Consider the following 19,069-nt stretch of genomic DNA (forward strand, 5'->3'; position numbering starts at 1 on the left):
CTGTCAGCGTTCAGGCGAGCAGGCTGCGGTCGAAGATGAAGGCGCCCGTCGCCACCGGGCGATGCTCTAGCAAGTTCTGTGGGCGGCCCATCTTCGGGTAGTTCTTCTCGCCGGTGTCATGGATCCAGCCTTGCGCCTTCATTCTGTCCAGGCGCCCGCGCAAGGTGGTGTGCTGCAGCGGCTGGCCCAGGCAGGCCTGGAACGCGCCGAGCGCATCGGTCACGGTAAAGCGCGGCGCCAGCAGATACAGCGGCAGCGAGCTATACACCGACTTGCCCTGCAGGCGCTCCACCGCCAGGCGCACCAGTTGCGCATGGTCGAAAGGCAACGCCTGCTCGCCGCTGGTGACCGCCTGCACCTCGACGAAACGCAGGTTCTCGTCCTGCGCCTCGGCGTCCGGCGCGAACAACGCCAGATAGCAGGTGCTCAACGACCAGCCACGCGGATCACGCACGCCATTGCCCACCGTCGCCACCTGTTCCAGATACTGTGGCTGCAACCTTGCCTTGTCCGCCAGGGCGCGGGCGGCGGCGGCATCCAGGCTGGCATCGGCACAACGACCGTTGACCAGCACACCCGGCAACGCCCATTGCCCGGCATAGGGTTCTCGTTGGCGGCGCAACAGCAGCACCTGCAAACCACCTTCACCCAGACGCAGGGCCACGATATCGACGCCCGCCAGAACCTCCACTGCACTCATCGCGCCCCTCACTTCTCCTTGCACTTATTTCATCTTGACCAATAAGCCGAGTTTTTTCACCTCTGGATGAGAAAAAACACTTGACCATATATTTCATCAGATGAAATATGTAGACAACCCAGGCACAGAAAGGAGACCCAGCATGAAGATCGCCAGCTTCGACGTCGATGCACAGAAAGGCTTCACCCCGCTGTGCCCCGACGAACTGCCCGTGCCCGAAGGCGATGCCATAGTGCCCGCCTTGAACCAACTGGCTGCCCGCGCGCAATTGCGCATCGGCAGCAAGGATGCCCATAGCCCGCAGGCCGCCTGGGTGGTGCCGGAGCCTGCACAGATGCTGCAGCCGCTGCCACTGGCCAATGCCGACCTCACCTGGGTCAGCCATTGCGTACCGGGCACCCGCGGTTTCGAGCTGCTGGACGGCCTGCCCGCACCGCTGGATTACGACTATTTCGTGTGGAAAGGCGTTGAGCCGGATCTGCACCCCTATGGCGCCTGCTACCACGACCTGGCTGAGAAACGCAGCACGGGCGTGATCGAATTTCTTCGGCAAAATGGCGTCGACCTGGTATTGGTCGGGGGCCTGGCGCTGGATTACTGCGTCAAGACCACCGCCTTGCAACTGCGCCGTGCTGGCTTGCGGGTGATCGTCCACCTGCCAGCCTGCCGCGCCATCGCCGAAGATACAGCGGCAACAGCCTGCACATTGATGCGCGAACAGGGCATTCTCCTGACCGCCAGCCTGGATGAGCTGGACAGCGCCCTCACCAAGGAGCCCCCGTTATGAGCGAGAGCATTTTCGCCGAGCGCATCGTGCAGAACCTGCTCGATACCGACCTGTACAAGCTGACCATGATGCAGGCGGTGCTGCACAACTACCCCAACGCCGAGGTGGAATGGGAGTTCCGCTGTCGCAGCAGCGAAGACCTGACCCCTTACCTGGCCGAAATCCGCTACCAGATCGAGCGTTTGAGCGAGCTGAGCCTGAGCGTCGACCAGCTCGCCTTCCTCGAACGCATTCCCTTCATCAAACCCGACTTCATCCGTTTCCTCAGCCTGTTCCGCTTCAACATGCGCTACGTCCACAGCAGCATCGAAGACGGCCAGTTGAGCATTCGTCTGCGCGGCCCCTGGTTGCACATCATCCTCTTCGAGGTGCCGTTGCTGGCCATCGTCAGCGAGGTGCGCAACCGCTACCGTTACCGCGAAGTGCTGCTGGAACAGGCCGCCGAACGCCTCTATGAAAAACTCGACTGGCTCAAGGCAGAGGCCTCGCCCAGCGAGTTGGAGGGCTTCCAACTGGCCGACTTCGGCACCCGCCGGCGCTTCTCCTACCGCGTGCAGGAGCAGGCGGTGCACATCCTCAAGCGCGACTTTCCCGGGCGTTTCGTCGGCACCAGCAACCTGCACCTGGCGCGCGAATTCGACCTCAAGCCCATCGGCACCATGGCCCACGAATGGCTGATGGCCCACCAGCAACTGGGCCCACGACTGATCGACAGCCAGATTGCCGCGCTGGACTGCTGGGTGCGCGAATACCGTGGCCTGCTCGGCATCGCCCTGACCGACTGCATCACCATGGACGCCTTCCTGGCGGATTTCGACCTGTACTTCGCCAAGCTCTTCGACGGCCTGCGCCACGACTCCGGCGACCCGCTGCTGTGGGCAGAAAAAGCCATCGCCCACTACGAGAAGCTTGGCATCGACCCCATGAGCAAGACTCTGGTGTTCTCCGACGGCCTCGACCTGGCCAAGTCGCTACGGCTCTACCGTGCACTTTCCGGGCGAATCCACGTAAGCTTCGGCGTTGGCACCAACCTGACCTGTGACATCCCCGGCGTCGAGCCGATGAACATCGTGATCAAGATGATCGCCTGCAACGGTCAACCGGTGGCCAAGATCTCCGATACGCCCGGCAAGACCCAATGCCGCGACGAGAACTTCGTCCACTACCTGAAACACGTCTTTCGCGTCCCTGACGCCCAGTGAGGACACCGACATGAGCAACCGCCAAGCCGAAATCGCCGCAGCCCTCGACGTAGTGCCGCCCTTCGCCGACGAGGCCGCGCTGATCGCCCAGATCGAGAAGCGCAAGACCTTCATCAAGAACAGCCTGAAGAATGCCGGCCTCAAGGTGCTGGTGCTGGGCATCAGCGGCGGCGTCGACTCGCTGACCGCCGGGCGCCTGGCCCAGCTCTCGGTCGAGGAGCTGCGCGCAGAAACCGGCGACAGCAGCTATCGCTTCATCGCCGTGCGCCTGCCGTACAACGCTCAGCACGACGAGCACGATGCCCAGGACTCGCTGAAATTCATCCGCGCCGATGAAGAGGACACGGTCAACATCGCCAGCAGCGTGACCGGCCTCGGCGAGCAGGTCACCCACCTGCAGAAACTCAGCGACGCGCGCCGCGACTTCGTCGTCGGCAATATCAAGGCGCGCATCCGCATGGTCGCCCAGTTCGCCATCGCCAATGCCAACAATGGCCTGGTGATCGGCACCGACCACGCCGCCGAAGCGGTAATGGGCTTCTTCACCAAGTTCGGTGACGGTGCCTGCGACCTCGCCCCGCTGTCTGGCCTGGTGAAGAAGCAGGTGCGCGCCATTGCCGCGCACCTGGGCGCGCCGCAGCATCTGGTGATGAAGACCCCGACCGCCGACCTGGAAGAGCTGCGCCCAGGCAAACCGGACGAGGAAGCGCACGGCGTGACCTACGCCGAGATCGACGCCTTCCTGCATGGCGAGAAGGTCAGCGACGAAGCCTACGCCACCATCGTGCGCACCTACGACAACACCCGCCACAAGCGCGAGCTACCGCTGGTGCCCTGATAATTCGCAGGCATAACGAAGAAGCCGGGCATTACCCCGGCTTCTTCGTATTCGGCATGCGGATAGAGCGCCCGCTCAGAACCGTCCGTTGACCACTCGCTCGGCCGGGCGTGCGCTGCGCTCGCAGATTTCTCGCGGGCGACAACCGGCGACCGGCGCAGGCGGCGGCTGATCGGGCACGGTCGGCTCGCCCGGCTCCTGCGGCGGCACGGGTTTACCGGGCTGATCCGGCACATCGGGATTGGGCTGACCAGGAATGGCGGCAGCATTGAGGTCGACAAGGGACATGGCAGGCTCTCCTGAGCGTGGGCTGTAGCAGGTTGAGTGCGGCCCGCTCATGAAGATTCAGCCTTTTCGACCAATGACTTCGCCCATGAAAAAGCCGGGCATGGCCCGGCTTCGTAGCACTGCCAGGCACTCAGGCCTTGGGCAAGGTCACGCCCCTCTGCCCCTGGTACTTGCCACCGCGATCGCGATACGACACCTCGCAGGCCTCGTCGGACTGCAGGAACAGCATCTGCGCCACGCCCTCGTTGGCGTAGATCTTCGCCGGCAGGTTGGTGGTGTTGGAGAACTCCAGGGTCACATGGCCTTCCCACTCCGGCTCCAGCGGCGTGACGTTGACGATGATGCCGCAGCGCGCATAGGTGCTCTTGCCCAGGCAGATGGTCAGCACGTCTCGCGGGATGCGGAAGTATTCCACGGTGCGGGCCAGGGCGAAGGAGTTCGGCGGAATGATGCAGACATCGCTCTTGATGTCGACGAAGCTCTTCTCATCGAAGTTCTTCGGGTCGACGATGGCCGAGTGAATATTGGTGAACACCTTGAATTCATCGGCGCAGCGCACGTCGTAGCCGTAGCTGGACACGCCATAGGAGATCACGCGGCTGGCATCGGCACCCCGCACCTGGCGCTCGACGAAGGGCTCGATCATCCCCTGTTCCTGGGCCATGCGGCGAATCCACTTGTCCGATTTGATGCTCATGGCGAAGGTCCTGAATTGGGTCGTTGCAAGAAAGTGAGCGCATCTTACCGAGGCTGACGCCACGCTTCAAAGACCGGCAACAGGCTCATCACGCAATATTTGCGAAAAAAGCTGCATCCAGCATTCGCACTTGGCGATAAAAACACGTATGGTGTGATCACTGTGCTGCATGTGTCACCGCGAATCGCTACATGATGCCTAGATTTCGATCCAAACATCGTCGACTCCTAGTACTCGTTGCACTCAGTCCCGGCCTGGGCTTTTCCGAGGCTGTTATCAATTCTGTTTAGGAGACATCACATGTCCAATCGTCAGAACGGCACCGTCAAGTGGTTCAACGATGAGAAAGGCTACGGCTTCATCACCCCGCAATCCGGTGACGACCTGTTCGTACACTTCAAAGCCATCCAGGCTGACGGCTTCAAGACCCTGAAAGAAGGCCAGCAGGTCTCCTTCGTGGCTACCCGTGGCCAGAAAGGCATGCAAGCTGAAGAAGTTCAGATCGTTGGTTGATCTGCGCTGATCGCTTGAAAAAGAGCCCCGCCTAGTGCGGGGCTTTTTTATTGCAGCGCAAAAGCGAATTCATGCTCGCCGCTGAGCCTGGCTAGCGCCGATCCCGCAGGCAATAAAAAACCCGTCGATCTTGCGATCGACGGGTTTCGTATATGGCGCAGCGGACGGGACTCGAACCCGCGACCCCCGGCGTGACAGGCCGGTATTCTAACCGACTGAACTACCGCTGCGTGTCGGTTGGACTTGCGTCCAAGGAACTCATGAAACTCTGTAGCATCCGATGGCGCCCTGGCGGGCCTTGCCATCTCGAACCGAGCGAAACTCGATCCGGGAAATAATGGCGCAGCGGACGGGACTCGAACCCGCGACCCCCGGCGTGACAGGCCGGTATTCTAACCGACTGAACTACCGCTGCGCGTCGGCTGGACTTGCGTCCAAATTCGCTAATGGTGGGTGGTGACGGGATCGAACCGCCGACCCTCTGCTTGTAAGGCAGATGCTCTCCCGGCTGAGCTAACCACCCATGTGCCTTAGCGAGGCGCGCACTTTATGCAGGCAGCGGCGCTAAGTCAACACCCTGCTTGAATTTTTTCTGAAATAAAGCGCCTGACCTCAGTCCATCTCACCGCACAGCTCGGCCGCCCTCAGCAGGGCCGCCGCCAGGCTGTGGCGCTCCCAGTCCGCCAATGCGGCGAAACGCTGATTGAATTCCGGCGGCATCAAGGACGAGGCCTGCTGGATCAGCTCACGACCGGCATCGGTGATCAGCAACCACTGACGGCGGCGATCCTGATCGTCGCGCTGGCGCTGCAGCAAACCGCGCTCCTCGAGGCGGTCGAGCAGCCCGGACAGCGTCGCGGCCGTCAGACTGACACGACTGCTGAGCACACTGGCAGTCAGCCGCGTCTCGCTGGCCAGCACCTGCAGCACCATCAGTTGCATGGGCGTCAGCCCGCCGAAACGAGACAGGCGCTTGGCGTGCACCTCCCCCGCTTGCTGAAGGCGCCGCAGCGCCTGAAACAGGGGCATCTCGAAGGCCATGACGGATGACAATTCTATTTCATCAGGAACTTTTTTATCACTCATAAGCACCAATTCGTACCAACCAAAACTTTGACATGAAAGCATTTTTTTGGTTTGGTGTAAAAGGTTCGACCACGAACCACTCCCCAACGGCAACACCGGTAAGGAACTTATGTGCGGAATAGCTGGAGAACTACGTTTTGATCGACGCCCCGCGGATCTGGCGGCAGTCGAACGCATCACCCATCACCTGGCCCCTCGTGGTCCAGACGCCCACGGCTTCCATAGCCAGGGCCCCATCGCCCTCGGCCATCGTCGGCTGAAGATCATGGATCTGGCCGAAGCTTCGGGCCAGCCGATGATCGACAGTGACCTCGGTCTGTCCATGGTGTTCAACGGCGCCATCTACAACTACCCCGAATTGCGTGCCGAGCTGGAAACGCTCGGCTATCGCTTCTTCTCCGGCGGCGACACCGAGGTGCTGCTCAAGGGCTACCACGCCTGGGGCGAAAAGCTGCTGCCCAAGCTCAACGGCATGTTCGCCTTCGCCGTCTGGGAGCGTGACAAGCAAAGCCTGTTCATTGCCCGTGACCGCCTCGGCATCAAGCCGCTGTACCTGTCGCGCACTGGCGAGCGCCTGCGCTTCGCCTCTTCGCTGCCGGCCCTGCTGCAAGGCGGCGACATCGCCAAGACGCTGGATGCCGTCGCCCTCAACCACTACCTGAATTTCCACGCCGTGGTGCCGGCACCGCGCACCATCCTGGCTGGCGTGCAGAAGCTGCCGCCCGCCACCTGGATGCGTGTCGATGCCGACGGCCAGGTCGAGCAACAGACCTGGTGGACGCTGCAGTTCGGCCCGCAGGGCGAGGAAGTGGGCTACGGCTTTGAAGAATGGCGCGACCGCACGCTGGAAGCCATGCGCGAAGCGGTGGAGATTCGTCAGCGCGCAGCGGTGGACGTCGGTGTGCTGCTCTCCGGCGGCGTCGACTCGAGCATGCTGGTGGGCCTGCTGCGTGAAGCGGGCGTGGAAAACCTGCTGACCTTCTCCATCGGTTTTCAGGACGCCGGCGGCGAACGCGGCGACGAGTTCCAGTATTCGGATCTGATCGCTCAGCGCTTTGGCACCCGCCACCACCAGTTGCGCATCGGCGAGCACGAGATTCTCGAGCAACTGCCGCAGGCCTTCCGCGCCATGAGCGAGCCGATGGTCAGCCACGACTGCATCGCCTTTTACCTGCTCTCTCGCGAAGTGGCCAAGCACTGCAAGGTGGTGCAGAGCGGCCAGGGCGCCGACGAGCTGTTCGCCGGCTATCACTGGTACCCGCAGGTCGATGGCGCCAAGGATGCCTTCGCCGCTTACCGCGCGGCCTTCTTCGACCGCGAGCACGACGAGTACGCCGCCTGCGTACAACCGGCCTGGCTCACCGATGACATGGCCGGCGAGTTCGTCCGCGAGCATTTCGCCCAGCCTGGCGCCGAGGCGGCAGTGGACAAGGCGCTGCGCCTGGACAGCACAGTGATGCTGGTGGACGACCCGGTCAAGCGCGTGGACAACATGACCATGGCCTGGGGCCTGGAGGCGCGCACGCCGTTCCTCGACTACCGCGTGGCGGAGCTGTCAGCGCGTATCCCCGCGCAGTTCAAGCTGCCCGAAGGCGGCAAGTACGTGCTCAAGGAAGCCGCACGCAAGGTCATCCCCAGCGAGGTGATCGACCGGCCCAAGGGCTACTTCCCGGTACCGGGCCTCAAGCACCTGGAAGGCGCCACCCTCGGCTGGGTACGCGACCTGCTGCTCGACCCCAGCCAGGATCGCGGCCTGTTCAACCCGAACATGCTCGACCAGTTGCTGACTAACCCACAGAGCCAGCTAACACCGCTGCGCGGCTCCAAGCTGTGGCAGTTCGCGGCCCTCAACCTGTGGCTGAGCGAACAGGGCCTGTAACCCGGGCAGGGGCGGTTCTCGCACCGCTCCTGCAGGACCAACCCACCCCGGATGTCATCCGGGGCATGACATTACCCCGGCTCGCACCGGAGGAAGAGATCAAGGACAACTCATGCGCTCCCCTGCCTTCAAGCAACGCCTGATTCGCGGCCAGACACCTTCCTACGAACGCCTGCAAGCGCGCCTGGCCGAGGATCACACCAGCGAGCCAAGCCAACCGCAGGCCATCCATTGTGGCTGGGGTCGCCTGCTGATCGGCCATACCTACCCGGATGCCACGGCACTGGCCGAAGCGCTGTTGGGTGAACAGACCGGCGAGCGTGACATCGCCCTGTACGTCGCCGCGCCGCATCAGGTGCTGGCCCACGCCCCGCAGCAACTCTTTCTCGACCCGTCCGACACCCTGCGCCTGTGGTTCACCGACTACCGCCCAGCACGCCGCAGCTTCCGCGGCTTTCGCATTCGCCGAGCGCAGAGCGATGCCGACTGGCAGGCCATCAACTGCCTGTACCAGACCCGCAACATGCTGCCCATCGACCCGGCCAAGCTCACCCCCTACAACGAAGGCGGCCCCACCTACTGGCTGGCCGAGGACGAAGACAGCGGCGCGGTGATCGGCAGCGTCATGGGCCTCAACCACCAACGCGCCTTCCGCGACCCGGAGAACGGCAGCAGCCTCTGGTGCCTGGCGGTCGACCCGCAATGCAGCCGCCCCGGCGTCGGCGAGGTGCTGGTGCGTCACCTGATCGAGCACGGCATGAGCCGTGGTCTGAACTACCTCGACCTGTCGGTGCTGCACGACAACAAGCAGGCCAAGAAGCTCTACGCCAAGCTGGGCTTTCGCGAGTTGCAGACCTTCAGCATCAAGCGCAAGAACGGCATCAACCAGCCGCTGTTCCTCGGCCCCGGCCCGCAGGCCGAACTCAACCCCTACGCGCGCATCATCGTCGACGAGGCGCTGCGCCGCGGCATCGAGGTGCAGGTGGATGACGCCGAAGCCGGGCTGTTCACCCTCAGCCACGGAGGCCGACGCATCCGCTGCCGCGAATCGCTGTGCGACCTGACCAGCGCCGTGAGCATGACCCTGTGCCAGGACAAGCGCCTGACCCACCGCGCCCTGTCGCGTGCCGAGCTCAGTGTGCCGGCGCAATGCCTGGCCGGCAGTGCCGAAGAAAACGCCGCTTTCCTCGCCGAACACGGTGCGGTGGTGGTCAAGCCGGTGGACGGCGAACAGGGCCAGGGGGTGGCGGTGGATCTGCGCACGCCGGGCGAGGTGCAGGAAGCCATCGAGCGCGCCAGCGTGTTCGACCAGCGCGTACTGCTGGAGAGCTACCACGAAGGTCACGACCTGCGCGTGCTGGTGATCGGCTACGAGGTGGTGGCTGCCGCCATTCGCCGCCCGGCCGAGATCATCGGCGACGGTCACCACAGCATCGGTGAGCTGATCGACGCCCAGAGCCGCCGTCGCCAGGCCGCCACTGGCGGCGAGAGCCGCATCCCCAAGGACGCCGAAACCCTGCGCACCCTGCACGGCGCCGGCCTCGACTACGACAGCGTGCTGCCGGCCGGCCAGCGCCTGGCGGTACGCAAGACCGCCAACCTGCATACCGGCGGCACCCTGGAGGACGTCACCGAGATCCTCCACCCGACCCTGCGCGACGCTGCCATCAAGGCCGCGCGCGCTCTGGAAATTCCGGTGGTCGGCCTCGACCTGCTGGTGCCGGCCGCCGATCAGCCGGAACACGTGTTCATCGAGGCCAACGAGCGTGCCGGCCTGGCCAACCACGAACCGCAGCCGACCGCCGAGCGCTTCGTCGACCTGCTGTTCCCGCTGAGCCAGGCGACCGGCTGATGCCGTGGGTGCAGGAACGGATTCATCTGCGGCGTCACGAAACGATCGCCGCTGAATTCGTTCCTACCTAGCAGGCCGTTGAAAAACGTAGGCGAGGCAGTCAGTGCAAGGCAAAAACAACCGAAAAAGCGCAGTTTACGCGTTGTAAATGAGCATTTTGAGGCTGTTTTTAACGCAGCAATGGCAACGTAGGTAGTTTTTCAACTGCCTGCAAGAGAAAGCCTCCGCAATAGAAACAAGGAGACTCCATGCAACAACTCCCCGAACCCGACCTCGAATACCTGCAGAAGGTATTGCTGGAGATGCTCGCCATCCCCAGCCCCACAGGTTTCACCGACACCATCGTGCGCTACGTCGCCGAACGTCTGGAAGAACTGGAAATTCCCTTCGAGCTGACCCGTCGTGGCACCATCCGCGCCACCCTGCGTGGACGTCAGAGCGAATACGAGCGCTTCGACCGCGCCGTCTCGGTACACCTGGACACCATTGGCGCCGCCGTCCGCGAGATCAAGGAAAACGGCCGTCTCGGCCTGGCCCCGGTGGGCTGCTGGTCGAGCCGCTTCGCCGAAGGCAGCCGCGTCAGCCTGTTCACCGACAACGGCGTGATCCGGGGCAGCGTATTGCCGCTGCTGGCCTCGGGGCATGCCTTCAACACCGCAGTCGACACCCTGCCAGTGAGCTGGGATCACGTCGAACTGCGCCTGGACGCCTATTGCGCCACCCGCGCTGACTGCGATGCGCTGGGTATCTCCGTGGGCGACTTCATCGCCTTCGACCCACTGCCGGAATTCTCCGAAAGCGGGCATATCAGCGCCCGCCATCTCGACGACAAGGCCGGTGCAGCAGCGCTGCTGACGGCACTCAAATCCATGCGCGATCATGGCCTGCAACCCTTGATCGATTGCCACCCGCTGTTCACCATCACCGAGGAGGTCGGCTCTGGCGCTGCCGCCGCCCTGCCCTGGGACGTCAGTGAATTCGTCGGTATCGATATCGCCCCGGTCGCCCCGGGCCAGCAGTCCAGCGAGCACGCCGTCAGCGTGGCCATGCAGGACTCCGGCGGCCCCTACGACTATCACCTGTCACGCCAGTTGCTGCGTCTGGCCGCGGAAAACGAGATTGCGGTGCGCCGTGACCTGTTCCGCTACTACCACAGCGATGCCCAGTCGGCGGTCGCTGCCGGCCACGATATCCGCACCGCCCTGCTGGCCTTTGGCTGCGACGCCACCCATGGCTACGAGCGCACCCATATCGACAGCCTCAAGGCGCTGACCCAGATCCTCACTGCCTACGTACTCAGCCCACCCGTCTTCGCCAGCGACGCGCAACCCGCGCAAGGCTCGCTGGAGCGTTTCAGTCATCAACTGGAGCACGAAGCGCAGATGGAAAGCGATACCCGTGTTCCGCCTGTCGACAGCCTGCTCGGCCAGCGTGAACAGGACGCTTGAAGGCCGCCCTGCATAAAGGCAAAGTGACACAAGAATGAAGGGGGAACGCGAGTTCCCCCTTTTTCAGCCCTGCCAACCCGAGCCGCCCGCTCGCGATAAGAATGACTCTGGCCCAGAGGTTCGTGGATGCCTCGTTTCTGCCTGGCTTTTTTGCTCTTCTGGCTGGCCTGCCCGAGCTGGGCAGGGCAACCCATGCCGCTGGACAGGGAAGACTTGCGCCTGTCCCTGAGCCCCTATCTGGGCTACTACGAAGACAAGAGTGGCAGCATGAGCGTCGACCAGGTGCTGGCCCTGGATGCGGACGCCTTCGCGCCGATCCAGGCCGCGCAACCGAACCTGGGCAAGAACGCTTCGGCCTGGTGGTTCAAGGTCAGCCTGGATAACCGCCTCGGCCATGCCCTGGGCGGCTACCTGGAGGTCAACTACCCGCTGCTCGATCATATCCAGGTCTATCAGCTTGGCCCTGATGGGCAGCGCCTGGAACAGGAGAGCGGCGATCATTTCGCCTTCGCCCAGCGTCCGGTGCAGGTGCGCAACTTCTGGTTTCCCCTGCAGCTCGAACCTGGCACCAGCACCCTGCTGGTCAGGGTGGAAACCACCAGCACGGTATTCGTGCCGATGTACTTCGCCACCTATGGCGCCAGCGCCGCCGCCCAGGAAAACCTCATGGGTCTCAACGGCGCGTTCTACGGCGTGCTGTTCGCCATGTTCTGCTACAACCTGTTCCTCTACCTGTCGCTGCGTGAATCGGCCTACCTCTGGTACCTGGCCTACAGCCTCAACGTCGGCCTGCTGGCCACCTGCTTCGACGGCATGCTGTTCAAACTGCTGCCCGAACACGTGGCGCTGCAGTCGGTAGCCATCTACATCCTGATGTACCTGCATTGTCTCACCGCCATCCAGTTCAGCCGGCATTTCCTCCATATCCGCCAGTATTTCCCGCGCCTGGATATCGGCTTGCGCCTGCTGATGCTGGCGTGCGTCGGTTGCCTGATGTCGGTGCCGCTGATCGGCTTCGCCGCCTGGAACATCCTCGCCAGCCTGACCGTCTCGCTGGTGTCGCTGATCCTCCTGCTGACCGGCCTTTACGCCTGGCGCCGTGGTGTGCGCTACGGCTCCTATTACACCCTGGCCTGGGCCATATTGCTGTTCGCCTTCATCCATGCCACCACCGGCTCGCTGGGCCTGGAGCTGTTCGGCGTGTTCGGTGGCGCGGCGGTGAAGATCGGCGTGACCATCGAGCTGATCACCCTCTCCATCGGCCTGGCCGACCGCATCAACCTGCTCAAGGAAGAAGGCTTCCAGTCGCGCCGTGCGGCCGAGCAGGCGGCGTTCGAGAACCAGGCCAAGAGCCGGTTCCTGGCCAAGATGAGCCATGAGATTCGCACCCCGCTCAATGGCGTACTGGGCATGCTGCAATTGCTGCGCGAAACCCAGCTCGACCGCAGCCAGCGCTTCTACGTGGACACCATCGCCAGCTCCGGTAGCTCGCTGATGGCGGTGATCAACGACATCCTCGACTACGCACGTATCGAGTCCGGCAAGCTGAGCCTGGAGCAGATCGACTTCGACCTCGAAGAGATGATTTCCGAAACCCTCAGCCTGTTCACCGGCCAGGCCCTGGACAAGCACCTGCGCCTCTACGTGAGCCTGGAAAATGGCGTGCCGCGACGTATCCAGGGCGACCCGACACGGCTCAAGCAGGTACTGATGAACCTGCTCAGCAATGCCCTCAAGTTCACCGCCGAAGGCCATGTCGCCCTCAGCATCAGCCGGCGCAACGACAGCCAGGGCGCCGCCAGTCTGGTCTTCGCCGTCAGCGACAGCGGCATCGGCATCAGCGAGCAGGTGCTGGCCAAGCTGTTCGACTCCTTCGCCCAGGGCGACTCCAGCACCACCCGCCGCTATGGTGGCAGTGGTTTGGGTCTGGCCATCAGCAAGGAGCTGGTGGAAATGATGGGCGGGCGTTTCGAGGTGCAGAGCACCCTCGGCCAGGGCACTCGCTTCGCCTTCGAGATAGCCCTGCCGCAGGCTATCGAGCCACCGGACGAGCTCGCTCGCCTGCTCGCTGGGCGCATGGCCCTGCTCGCCTCGCTGGATGGCCTGGGGCTGGACGCCATGAGCCGCCTGCTCGGGCGCTGGGGCATGCGCACCGAGCGCTGCCAGACACCGGAGCGCTTGCATGAATATCTGGAAGACTTCAAGGTCGCACCGCTGCTGGTATTGATCGCCCCCTGGCCCGGCAGCGTCACGCACTGGCTGGAGTCACTGAGCACGCAGTTGCAACCTGGCCAGCGCGTGCTACTGGTGTGCCCGCCGGAGCACTGCCATACCCTACCCTCCGGCCAGGGTCTGCGCCTGCAGTACCTGGCCCAACCCGTTGCCGTCAACAGCCTGCGCCAGGCCCTCGACGAGCTCTATCAGGAACCCCGCGCACAGGTGCATACCTTGGTTCGAGAAATACGCAGTGAAAACGGCGATGCGCCGTGCATTCTGGTGGCCGAAGACAACCCGGTGAACCAGTTGGTGGTTCAGGGCTTCCTCAAGAAGCGCGGCTATGACGTGCGCCTGGTCAACAACGGCAAGGCAGCGGTGGAAACCTACAGCCAGGCACCGGAGGCCTTCCATCTGGTGCTGATGGACTGCGAGATGCCGGAAATGGACGGCTTCGAGGCCACCCGCGACATACGCCGCCTGGAGCGCAACCGGCAATTGCCGCCTGTGCCGATCATCGCCCTGACTGCGCATATCCTGCACGAACACCGGCAGCACGGCCTGGATGTCGGCATGAATGACTTTCTCAGCAAACCCCTGGACAGCACACTGCTATACGACACCCTGGAGCGCTACCTGAGCCCGCGCTCGGAGCCCTGACAGCGCAACACCGGAGCCCCACCGTGCTGATACCGCCTCACCTGTTGCAAGCCGATACCCTCACCGCCCTGATCGAAGACTTCGTCACCCGTGACGGCACCGACAACGGGGACGAAACGCCGTTGGAAACCCGCGTGCAACGGGTGCGGCGTGCCCTGGACAAGGGTGAGGCAGTGATCGTCTTCGACCCCGACAGCCAACAGTGCCAACTGGCGCTCAGGCGCGACGTACCCAAGGAGTGGATCGACGCCCTGCGCGAAGAATCCTGACCTCATCCACGCCAGGACACTTCTAAAAACGTAGACGAGGCAGCCAGCACAAGGCAAAAACAGGCGAAAAAGCGGAGTTTACGAGCTGTAAATGAGCATTTTGAGCCTGTTTTTAACGCGGTGATGGCAACGCAGTTAGTTTTTAGAGGTGTCCGTAGCGACGCGCCAGCCAGTAATCGACGCTCAACCAACGCCCCGCCCCACTGAAGAACAGCGCCACCAGCATCAGCAGATAAGTGGCGGCGAACTCGATGCCATTGTTCAGCACCACGAACTTGCCGCTGCTCGTCAGCCAGTCGTAATTGCCGTGCTCACGCAGGATGGCGCGCGCCCGTTCGAGCTTTTCCGCCGCGGCCAGCACGCGCTCGTTGGCGAAGGGCGCGGATGGGTCGGCAATCGCCTGCCAGCCATAGGGCCAGTGCACGGTGAAGATCGCCACCAGCATGGTGATGATCAACGGGATGCTCACCCAGCGCAGCGCCAAGCCGAACAGCAGCAAGATGGCGCCACCGGCCTCGGTCAGCGCCGCGGCCCAGGCCAGCAGTTCGGGAAATGGCAGGCCTAGTCCCCAGTCCGGGTTGCCGAACCAGGCGGCGGTGGCATCGATATCCTTGAGTTTCTGCGTGCCAGCCATCCAGAACACCGGCACCAGATACAGGCGCAACAGCAGCGGTCCGAGAAAATCCAGGCGCCGAGACGCCTCCAGCGCATCCTGGCAGCGATTGAGTAGAGCGATCATGAGTCAGTCCTCGGCGGGGGGAAACCAGATATCCCGTGCCTGCCAGTCGTCCAGCAGCGCGCGGGCGTTGTCGAAATAGACACCGTCGGCAAGCAGGCCGTGGGCATTGGCCAGGTCTCGCAGAGCCTGCATCACCGGCTCATTGGTTTGCAGACGCAGTGCGAGCTGATAGGCGAAGGGCGTTAGCTGCATGAAGCGCACCTTGTCCTGGCTATCGCGCCAGACCAGCAGGCAGGTTGGCTGTGCTGGCGGTTGCAGCGGGCGGTGCTCGCCCCCTATCAATTGCACCGGCCAGCGGTAGGCCAACGGCCAGGCCAATGGCGACCAGCCTTGTGCAGGCAGTTGCGCCGCGCTGACGTCCAGCGCCAGCTCGACCCACTCGTAATGCGCCAGCTCCAGCATGAACGGCGGATCCTCCGGCTCGGCGCGATACCCCTGCTGCAACCAGGCGATGAACTCCTGGCTGATCTGCGGAAAGTACGGAGTCGCCGCCCGATGCTCGGCGAAGAAGGCGTGCAACAGCCGCTGCCAACGCTCGCTTGCTAAAACCTCGCGCAGCACCGGAAAGGCACTGCCAACCAGGCTGGCGACATTGTTGAAGAACAGCTCCTCATAGATCGCCATGCGCTCTACCGGAACGCCCGGCAACAGCGCCTGAGCCTCGGGCTGGCGGATGCGCGCAGCGAAGTCGCGCTGTAGTTGCACGCCGCTCATGTGCCGTACCTGCTCAGCGGTTGTGCGGCCTGCTGCAGGCTGCGGATATGTGCCAGCTCGGCATACAGCTCGGCCAGCGGCGGGAAGTTGAAGTCGCGCTCCAGCAGGGTCGGGCGCAAACCATGTCTCGCGTAGGTGGCACTGAGCAACGCCCACACCGGGTCGATCACCGGCGCACCATGGGTGTCGATCTTCAGATCCTCGGCCTGGTCGTAGTGACCGGCGACATGCAGATAAGCGATGCGCTCGCTCGGCATCGCCGCGATATAGGTAACGGCATCGAAGCCGAAATTCAGGCTGTTGACGTAGACGTTGTTGACGTCCAGCAGCAGTTGGCAGTCCGCGCGTTCCAGCACCGCACGGACGAAATCCGCCTCGTCCAGCTCGCCTGGCAGGCGTGCATAAGCCGAGACGTTCTCGATGATCAGCGGTCTTCCCAGCACGTCCTGAACGATGCGCACGCGCTCGGCGATGCGCTCGATAGACTCCTCGGAAAACGGCAACGGCATCAGGTCATAGAGCTGACCCTCGTCGGCACAGGCCGACAGATGCTCGCTGTAAGCCAGCACACCGTGCTCGTCGAGAAAGCCCTTGATGGCGTGCAGCAGCTCCATGTTCAGCGGCGCAAAGCCGCCGAGGTTGAGGGACAGACCATGGCACAACAGCGGCCGGCGCTCGCTCAGGGCGCGCAACTGCTTGCCCAGTCGACCCCCGACACCGATCCAGTTCTCCGGCGCCACTTCCAGGAAGTCGGCACCGCTGGCGTCATCGGCAATCAGCTCGGCAAGCAGCCCGCGGCGCAAGCCCAGGCCGGCGCCATCCAGTTCAGCAAGTTGCATGATCCGCCCCTCTCGCCCTTACTCGCTCTTTTCGCCGCCGCATTTACCTTCGGCACCGGCTTTCTTCTCGGCACCGCACGAGCCTTCCTTGTCGGCCTTCATCTCACCGCCGCACTTGCCTTCACCGCAGGAACCTTCCTGGCTCTTCTCGCCAGCAGCCAGGCTGTAGCCGCTGCTCAGCTCCTGCGCGGCGAAAGGGTTGCTCGCGGCCTGTGCAGTAAAGGCCACGGAAGTCAGCAGCGCGGCGCCCAGGGTAGCGGTCAGGGTATTGAGTGGTTTCATGGCATCTCTCCATCGTTTCGGAATGCGGGGCCGGATTGGCGCCCTCGCAGCAATGGACGAGGCACAGGTGCGGGCGTTACAGCAGAGATAAAAATTTTCCGTAGCCCGGATGAAATCCGGGGGCGCTTTGCCCGCCACCAGTCGCGGCTACGACTGCTTGGAGGCAGGAGGTAGAACGAAGCAGGATGCCAGAGCCGAAAGCCCCCGCTGGTACAGAAACATCCACCACACCGCGGGAGGCGCTTCAGCGGCGAGGCTTTCGATAGCAGGTAGCCCGAACAACCACCTCGCGGTGTGCCAGGCGCAATGCTGGAGCAAAAAGAAGAGGTCAAGCTAATACAGCGGACTGCCGGAGTACAGCGGTAAGCCCATGATTGGAAGGGATTTTTCGTGCGAAGCAAAACGGGATGATGCGGAATTAAATGGAAGGCCCTACTATCGAATTAGTACCGCCATCCATCTGACCACTGTTGGGCATCATGACCGCACTTGCTACACATTCAACCTCAGGACTCCCGGGCCAAATAAATGAGCTAGCAGCACGCGCTCAGCGGGAATTTAACGACGTCTCGGACTTCATCTGGAAAGCCCCACGTCTCATCGATCATGAGAGGAAGTTGGAACTCTCCAAGCTGGATGCCTACTTTCCGAATCACCCCGAATTACGGAAACGTAGGTGGGAGTCAGAGTCGCACAAACTTGACCACACGTTTCCTTATCTCATTGCTGTGGGAAACTTATTTAGTGCTGTTTCACTATTTGAGTCATATCTACTTTTGTTGGCCGGTGAACTTCAACCGCATGTCAATGTTCAACTACAAGATGTAAAAGGTCAAGGCGTCAACCGTCTATTCAAATTTTTCCGGTTGGTAGGAATGTCTCTGGATCAGGTGCCCCTATACGAGCAGGTGCAAGCGGCAATCAAGATTCGTAACTGCCTTACGCATGCGAGCGGCATGTTAGCTTGGTCGCGTGAAAACGACGATCTTCGAAAGATCCAAAGCACTGGGGCGTATCTCAGCCCCGAACACCGAAAAATGCGCCTGGATAGAGGGCGCCAATTTGATGAAATTCTCGTCGGTGAGTCGGAGCTTGGTGACCGATTAGCCGTGGATAACCTATATTGCCATGTTCTGTGTAGCTATCTGCACACGTACTTCTCTGCTCTGTGTGAGACCGCTAAAGCTGTGTTTGCATCTCCGGAGTTCCAATAATGCCCAACCCGGCGCTCAACCTCGTTCCCTTCGGTCGCTGGATGCTGCGCGATAAAGCGGCGCAGCGCCAGTTAGCTCTACGTCATGTAGCACAAGCAGGTTCCGTATGATCATTGAATGTTCAAACTGCCGCCAATATGTCGAAGCAACGGAAGCAGGCTCGTACTGGCGCCATTTCGACGGACAGGAACCCTCGCGGCGCTATACCCTTCTTGCTTGTACTACCTGCCAAGAACCAATCCTCATTGGCCAGACGAACATCGGCAATATGGCCGAGGGTGACAAATGGGATATTCCATTCGTTGTCTTTCCGCAAGGTGACATTCGCGTCAATCCAAGCGCCCCCGTTGAGATTCGAGCAGCCTTTCAAGAGGCCTGCACTTGTTATCGCACTCAGGCATACACTGCGTCAGCCATCATGTGCCGTAAAACTCTGGAGGGCACTTGCGCCGCTCATGGTGTCGAGGAACGGAACCTCAGCGCGTCATTGAAGAAAATGAAAGAGCTCACACTCATTGATGATCGCCTCTTTGAATGGTCCGATGCTCTCCGTGTGGTAGGAAACGAAGCAGCGCATGGTGTGAATGTCGTTATATCCCAGGCCGACGCTAAAGACGCCATTGAGTTCACCAATGCTATCCTCGATTACCTATTTTCTTATCGAGACCGCTTCGAGCAATTCAAAAATCGTCGTGCAAGTGCAACATAACAATTGGTATATGGACTCTCCCCAAGCAGTAAAAAAGGGGACATAAAAAAGGGGGACAGATTCTGAGGAATCCCCACAAAAATCCCATTTTGATCAATGGGATAGCTTGAAGACGCCTGCATGAGTCGGGCAGTTTGGT

The 19,069-nt window shown here is 62.1% G+C and carries 19 protein-coding genes and 3 tRNA genes; 11 read left to right on the forward strand and 11 right to left on the reverse strand.

What is annotated here, in order from left to right:
• Positions 1-10: 10 nt before the first annotated feature.
• Complete coding sequence (locus tag ACSVIK_RS18245; protein ID WP_442445651.1) at positions 11-700, reverse strand: NUDIX domain-containing protein; 690 nt, start codon at positions 698-700, stop codon at positions 11-13.
• A 100-nt stretch (positions 701-800) separates the two neighbouring features.
• On the opposite strand from ACSVIK_RS18245, the gene ACSVIK_RS18250 reads away from it, so the two are divergent.
• Genes ACSVIK_RS18250 through nadE form a run of 3 tightly spaced genes read left to right on the forward strand, consistent with a single transcriptional unit; the run spans position 801 to position 3,527 of the window.
• Positions 801-1,487 (forward strand): nicotinamidase, encoded by a 687-nt coding sequence (locus tag ACSVIK_RS18250; protein WP_442445652.1) that lies wholly within the window; start codon positions 801-803, stop codon positions 1,485-1,487.
• Positions 1,484-2,689 (forward strand): nicotinate phosphoribosyltransferase, encoded by a 1,206-nt coding sequence (gene pncB, locus ACSVIK_RS18255; RefSeq protein ID WP_442445653.1) that lies wholly within the window; start codon positions 1,484-1,486, stop codon positions 2,687-2,689. Before ACSVIK_RS18250 ends, pncB begins: the two co-directional genes overlap by 4 nt.
• Before the next feature lie 10 nt (positions 2,690-2,699).
• Positions 2,700-3,527: an ammonia-dependent NAD(+) synthetase gene (gene nadE / locus ACSVIK_RS18260; RefSeq protein ID WP_442445654.1), complete on the forward strand. Its 828-nt coding sequence runs from the start codon at positions 2,700-2,702 to the stop codon at positions 3,525-3,527.
• Between the two features lie 75 nt (positions 3,528-3,602).
• Here nadE and ACSVIK_RS18265 read toward each other — a convergent pair whose 3' ends face one another.
• Both ACSVIK_RS18265 and dcd read right to left on the reverse strand, forming a co-directional pair.
• Positions 3,603-3,815 carry a hypothetical protein gene (locus tag ACSVIK_RS18265; RefSeq protein ID WP_442445655.1) on the reverse strand — a complete coding sequence of 71 codons (213 nt, stop codon included), beginning with the start codon at positions 3,813-3,815 and terminating at the stop codon, positions 3,603-3,605.
• Positions 3,816-3,945: 130 nt separating this feature from the next.
• The gene (gene dcd / locus ACSVIK_RS18270) at positions 3,946-4,512 is read right to left on the reverse strand and encodes a dCTP deaminase (RefSeq protein ID WP_442445656.1); all 567 of its coding nucleotides are present in this window, start codon (positions 4,510-4,512) and stop codon (positions 3,946-3,948) included.
• A gap of 300 nt (positions 4,513-4,812) precedes the next feature.
• On the opposite strand from dcd, the gene ACSVIK_RS18275 reads away from it, so the two are divergent.
• A complete protein-coding gene (locus ACSVIK_RS18275) occupies positions 4,813-5,025 on the forward strand; it encodes a cold-shock protein (protein ID WP_268178504.1) in 213 nt (70 codons plus the stop codon).
• A 153-nt stretch (positions 5,026-5,178) separates the two neighbouring features.
• Here ACSVIK_RS18275 and ACSVIK_RS18280 read toward each other — a convergent pair.
• The 4 genes from ACSVIK_RS18280 to ACSVIK_RS18295 form a co-directional block, all read right to left on the reverse strand.
• Positions 5,179-5,255 (reverse strand) — tRNA-Asp (locus tag ACSVIK_RS18280).
• A gap of 108 nt (positions 5,256-5,363) precedes the next feature.
• Positions 5,364-5,440, reverse strand: a tRNA-Asp gene (locus ACSVIK_RS18285).
• A gap of 32 nt (positions 5,441-5,472) precedes the next feature.
• Positions 5,473-5,548: transfer RNA gene (locus ACSVIK_RS18290), tRNA-Val, on the reverse strand.
• 89 nt (positions 5,549-5,637) lie between these two features.
• Entirely contained in the window at positions 5,638-6,111 is a 474-nt protein-coding gene (locus tag ACSVIK_RS18295) for a MarR family winged helix-turn-helix transcriptional regulator (protein ID WP_442445657.1), read from the reverse strand.
• Between the two features lie 109 nt (positions 6,112-6,220).
• Here ACSVIK_RS18295 and ACSVIK_RS18300 point away from each other — a divergent pair, with 109 nt between their 5' ends.
• From ACSVIK_RS18300 to ACSVIK_RS18320, 5 genes are all read left to right on the forward strand, one after another.
• A complete protein-coding gene (locus tag ACSVIK_RS18300; RefSeq protein ID WP_442445658.1) occupies positions 6,221-7,990 on the forward strand; it encodes an N-acetylglutaminylglutamine amidotransferase in 1,770 nt (589 codons plus the stop codon).
• Positions 7,991-8,102: 112 nt separating this feature from the next.
• On the forward strand, positions 8,103-9,842 hold the full coding sequence (gene ngg / locus ACSVIK_RS18305; protein WP_442445659.1) for an N-acetylglutaminylglutamine synthetase: 1,740 nt from the start codon (positions 8,103-8,105) through the stop codon (positions 9,840-9,842).
• A 248-nt stretch (positions 9,843-10,090) separates the two neighbouring features.
• On the forward strand, positions 10,091-11,290 hold the full coding sequence (locus tag ACSVIK_RS18310) for an osmoprotectant NAGGN system M42 family peptidase (RefSeq protein ID WP_442445660.1): 1,200 nt from the start codon (positions 10,091-10,093) through the stop codon (positions 11,288-11,290).
• Between the two features lie 126 nt (positions 11,291-11,416).
• Positions 11,417-14,164, forward strand: a complete 2,748-nt coding sequence (locus ACSVIK_RS18315) for a 7TM diverse intracellular signaling domain-containing protein (RefSeq protein ID WP_442445661.1) — start codon at positions 11,417-11,419, stop codon at positions 14,162-14,164.
• 23 nt (positions 14,165-14,187) lie between these two features.
• The gene (locus ACSVIK_RS18320) at positions 14,188-14,433 is read left to right on the forward strand and encodes a YheU family protein (RefSeq protein WP_277372582.1); all 246 of its coding nucleotides are present in this window, start codon (positions 14,188-14,190) and stop codon (positions 14,431-14,433) included.
• Positions 14,434-14,575: 142 nt separating this feature from the next.
• On the opposite strand, the gene ACSVIK_RS18325 is transcribed toward ACSVIK_RS18320, so the two are convergent.
• Genes ACSVIK_RS18325 through ACSVIK_RS18340 form a run of 4 tightly spaced genes read right to left on the reverse strand, consistent with a single transcriptional unit; the run spans position 14,576 to position 17,007 of the window.
• Positions 14,576-15,172 carry an HvfX family Cu-binding RiPP maturation protein gene (locus ACSVIK_RS18325; RefSeq protein ID WP_442445662.1) on the reverse strand — a complete coding sequence of 199 codons (597 nt, stop codon included), beginning with the start codon at positions 15,170-15,172 and terminating at the stop codon, positions 14,576-14,578.
• 3 nt (positions 15,173-15,175) lie between these two features.
• Positions 15,176-15,886 (reverse strand): HvfC family RiPP maturation protein, encoded by a 711-nt coding sequence (locus ACSVIK_RS18330; protein WP_442445663.1) that lies wholly within the window; start codon positions 15,884-15,886, stop codon positions 15,176-15,178.
• Positions 15,883-16,725: an HvfB family MNIO-type RiPP peptide maturase gene (locus tag ACSVIK_RS18335; RefSeq protein WP_442445664.1), complete on the reverse strand. Its 843-nt coding sequence runs from the start codon at positions 16,723-16,725 to the stop codon at positions 15,883-15,885. Before ACSVIK_RS18335 ends, ACSVIK_RS18330 begins: the two co-directional genes overlap by 4 nt.
• Before the next feature lie 18 nt (positions 16,726-16,743).
• Complete coding sequence (locus ACSVIK_RS18340) at positions 16,744-17,007, reverse strand: HvfA family oxazolone/thioamide-modified RiPP metallophore (RefSeq protein WP_277372587.1); 264 nt, start codon at positions 17,005-17,007, stop codon at positions 16,744-16,746.
• A 479-nt stretch (positions 17,008-17,486) separates the two neighbouring features.
• On the opposite strand from ACSVIK_RS18340, the gene ACSVIK_RS18345 reads away from it, so the two are divergent.
• Both ACSVIK_RS18345 and ACSVIK_RS18350 read left to right on the forward strand, forming a co-directional pair.
• On the forward strand, positions 17,487-18,221 hold the full coding sequence (locus ACSVIK_RS18345) for a hypothetical protein (RefSeq protein WP_442445665.1): 735 nt from the start codon (positions 17,487-17,489) through the stop codon (positions 18,219-18,221).
• Positions 18,222-18,327: 106 nt separating this feature from the next.
• Positions 18,328-18,930 carry a DUF4145 domain-containing protein gene (locus ACSVIK_RS18350; protein ID WP_442445666.1) on the forward strand — a complete coding sequence of 201 codons (603 nt, stop codon included), beginning with the start codon at positions 18,328-18,330 and terminating at the stop codon, positions 18,928-18,930.
• Positions 18,931-19,069 lie beyond the last annotated feature (139 nt).

Source organism: Pseudomonas sp. NCHU5216, from assembly GCF_052156495.1.
Taxonomy (GTDB): domain Bacteria; phylum Pseudomonadota; class Gammaproteobacteria; order Pseudomonadales; family Pseudomonadaceae; genus Aquipseudomonas.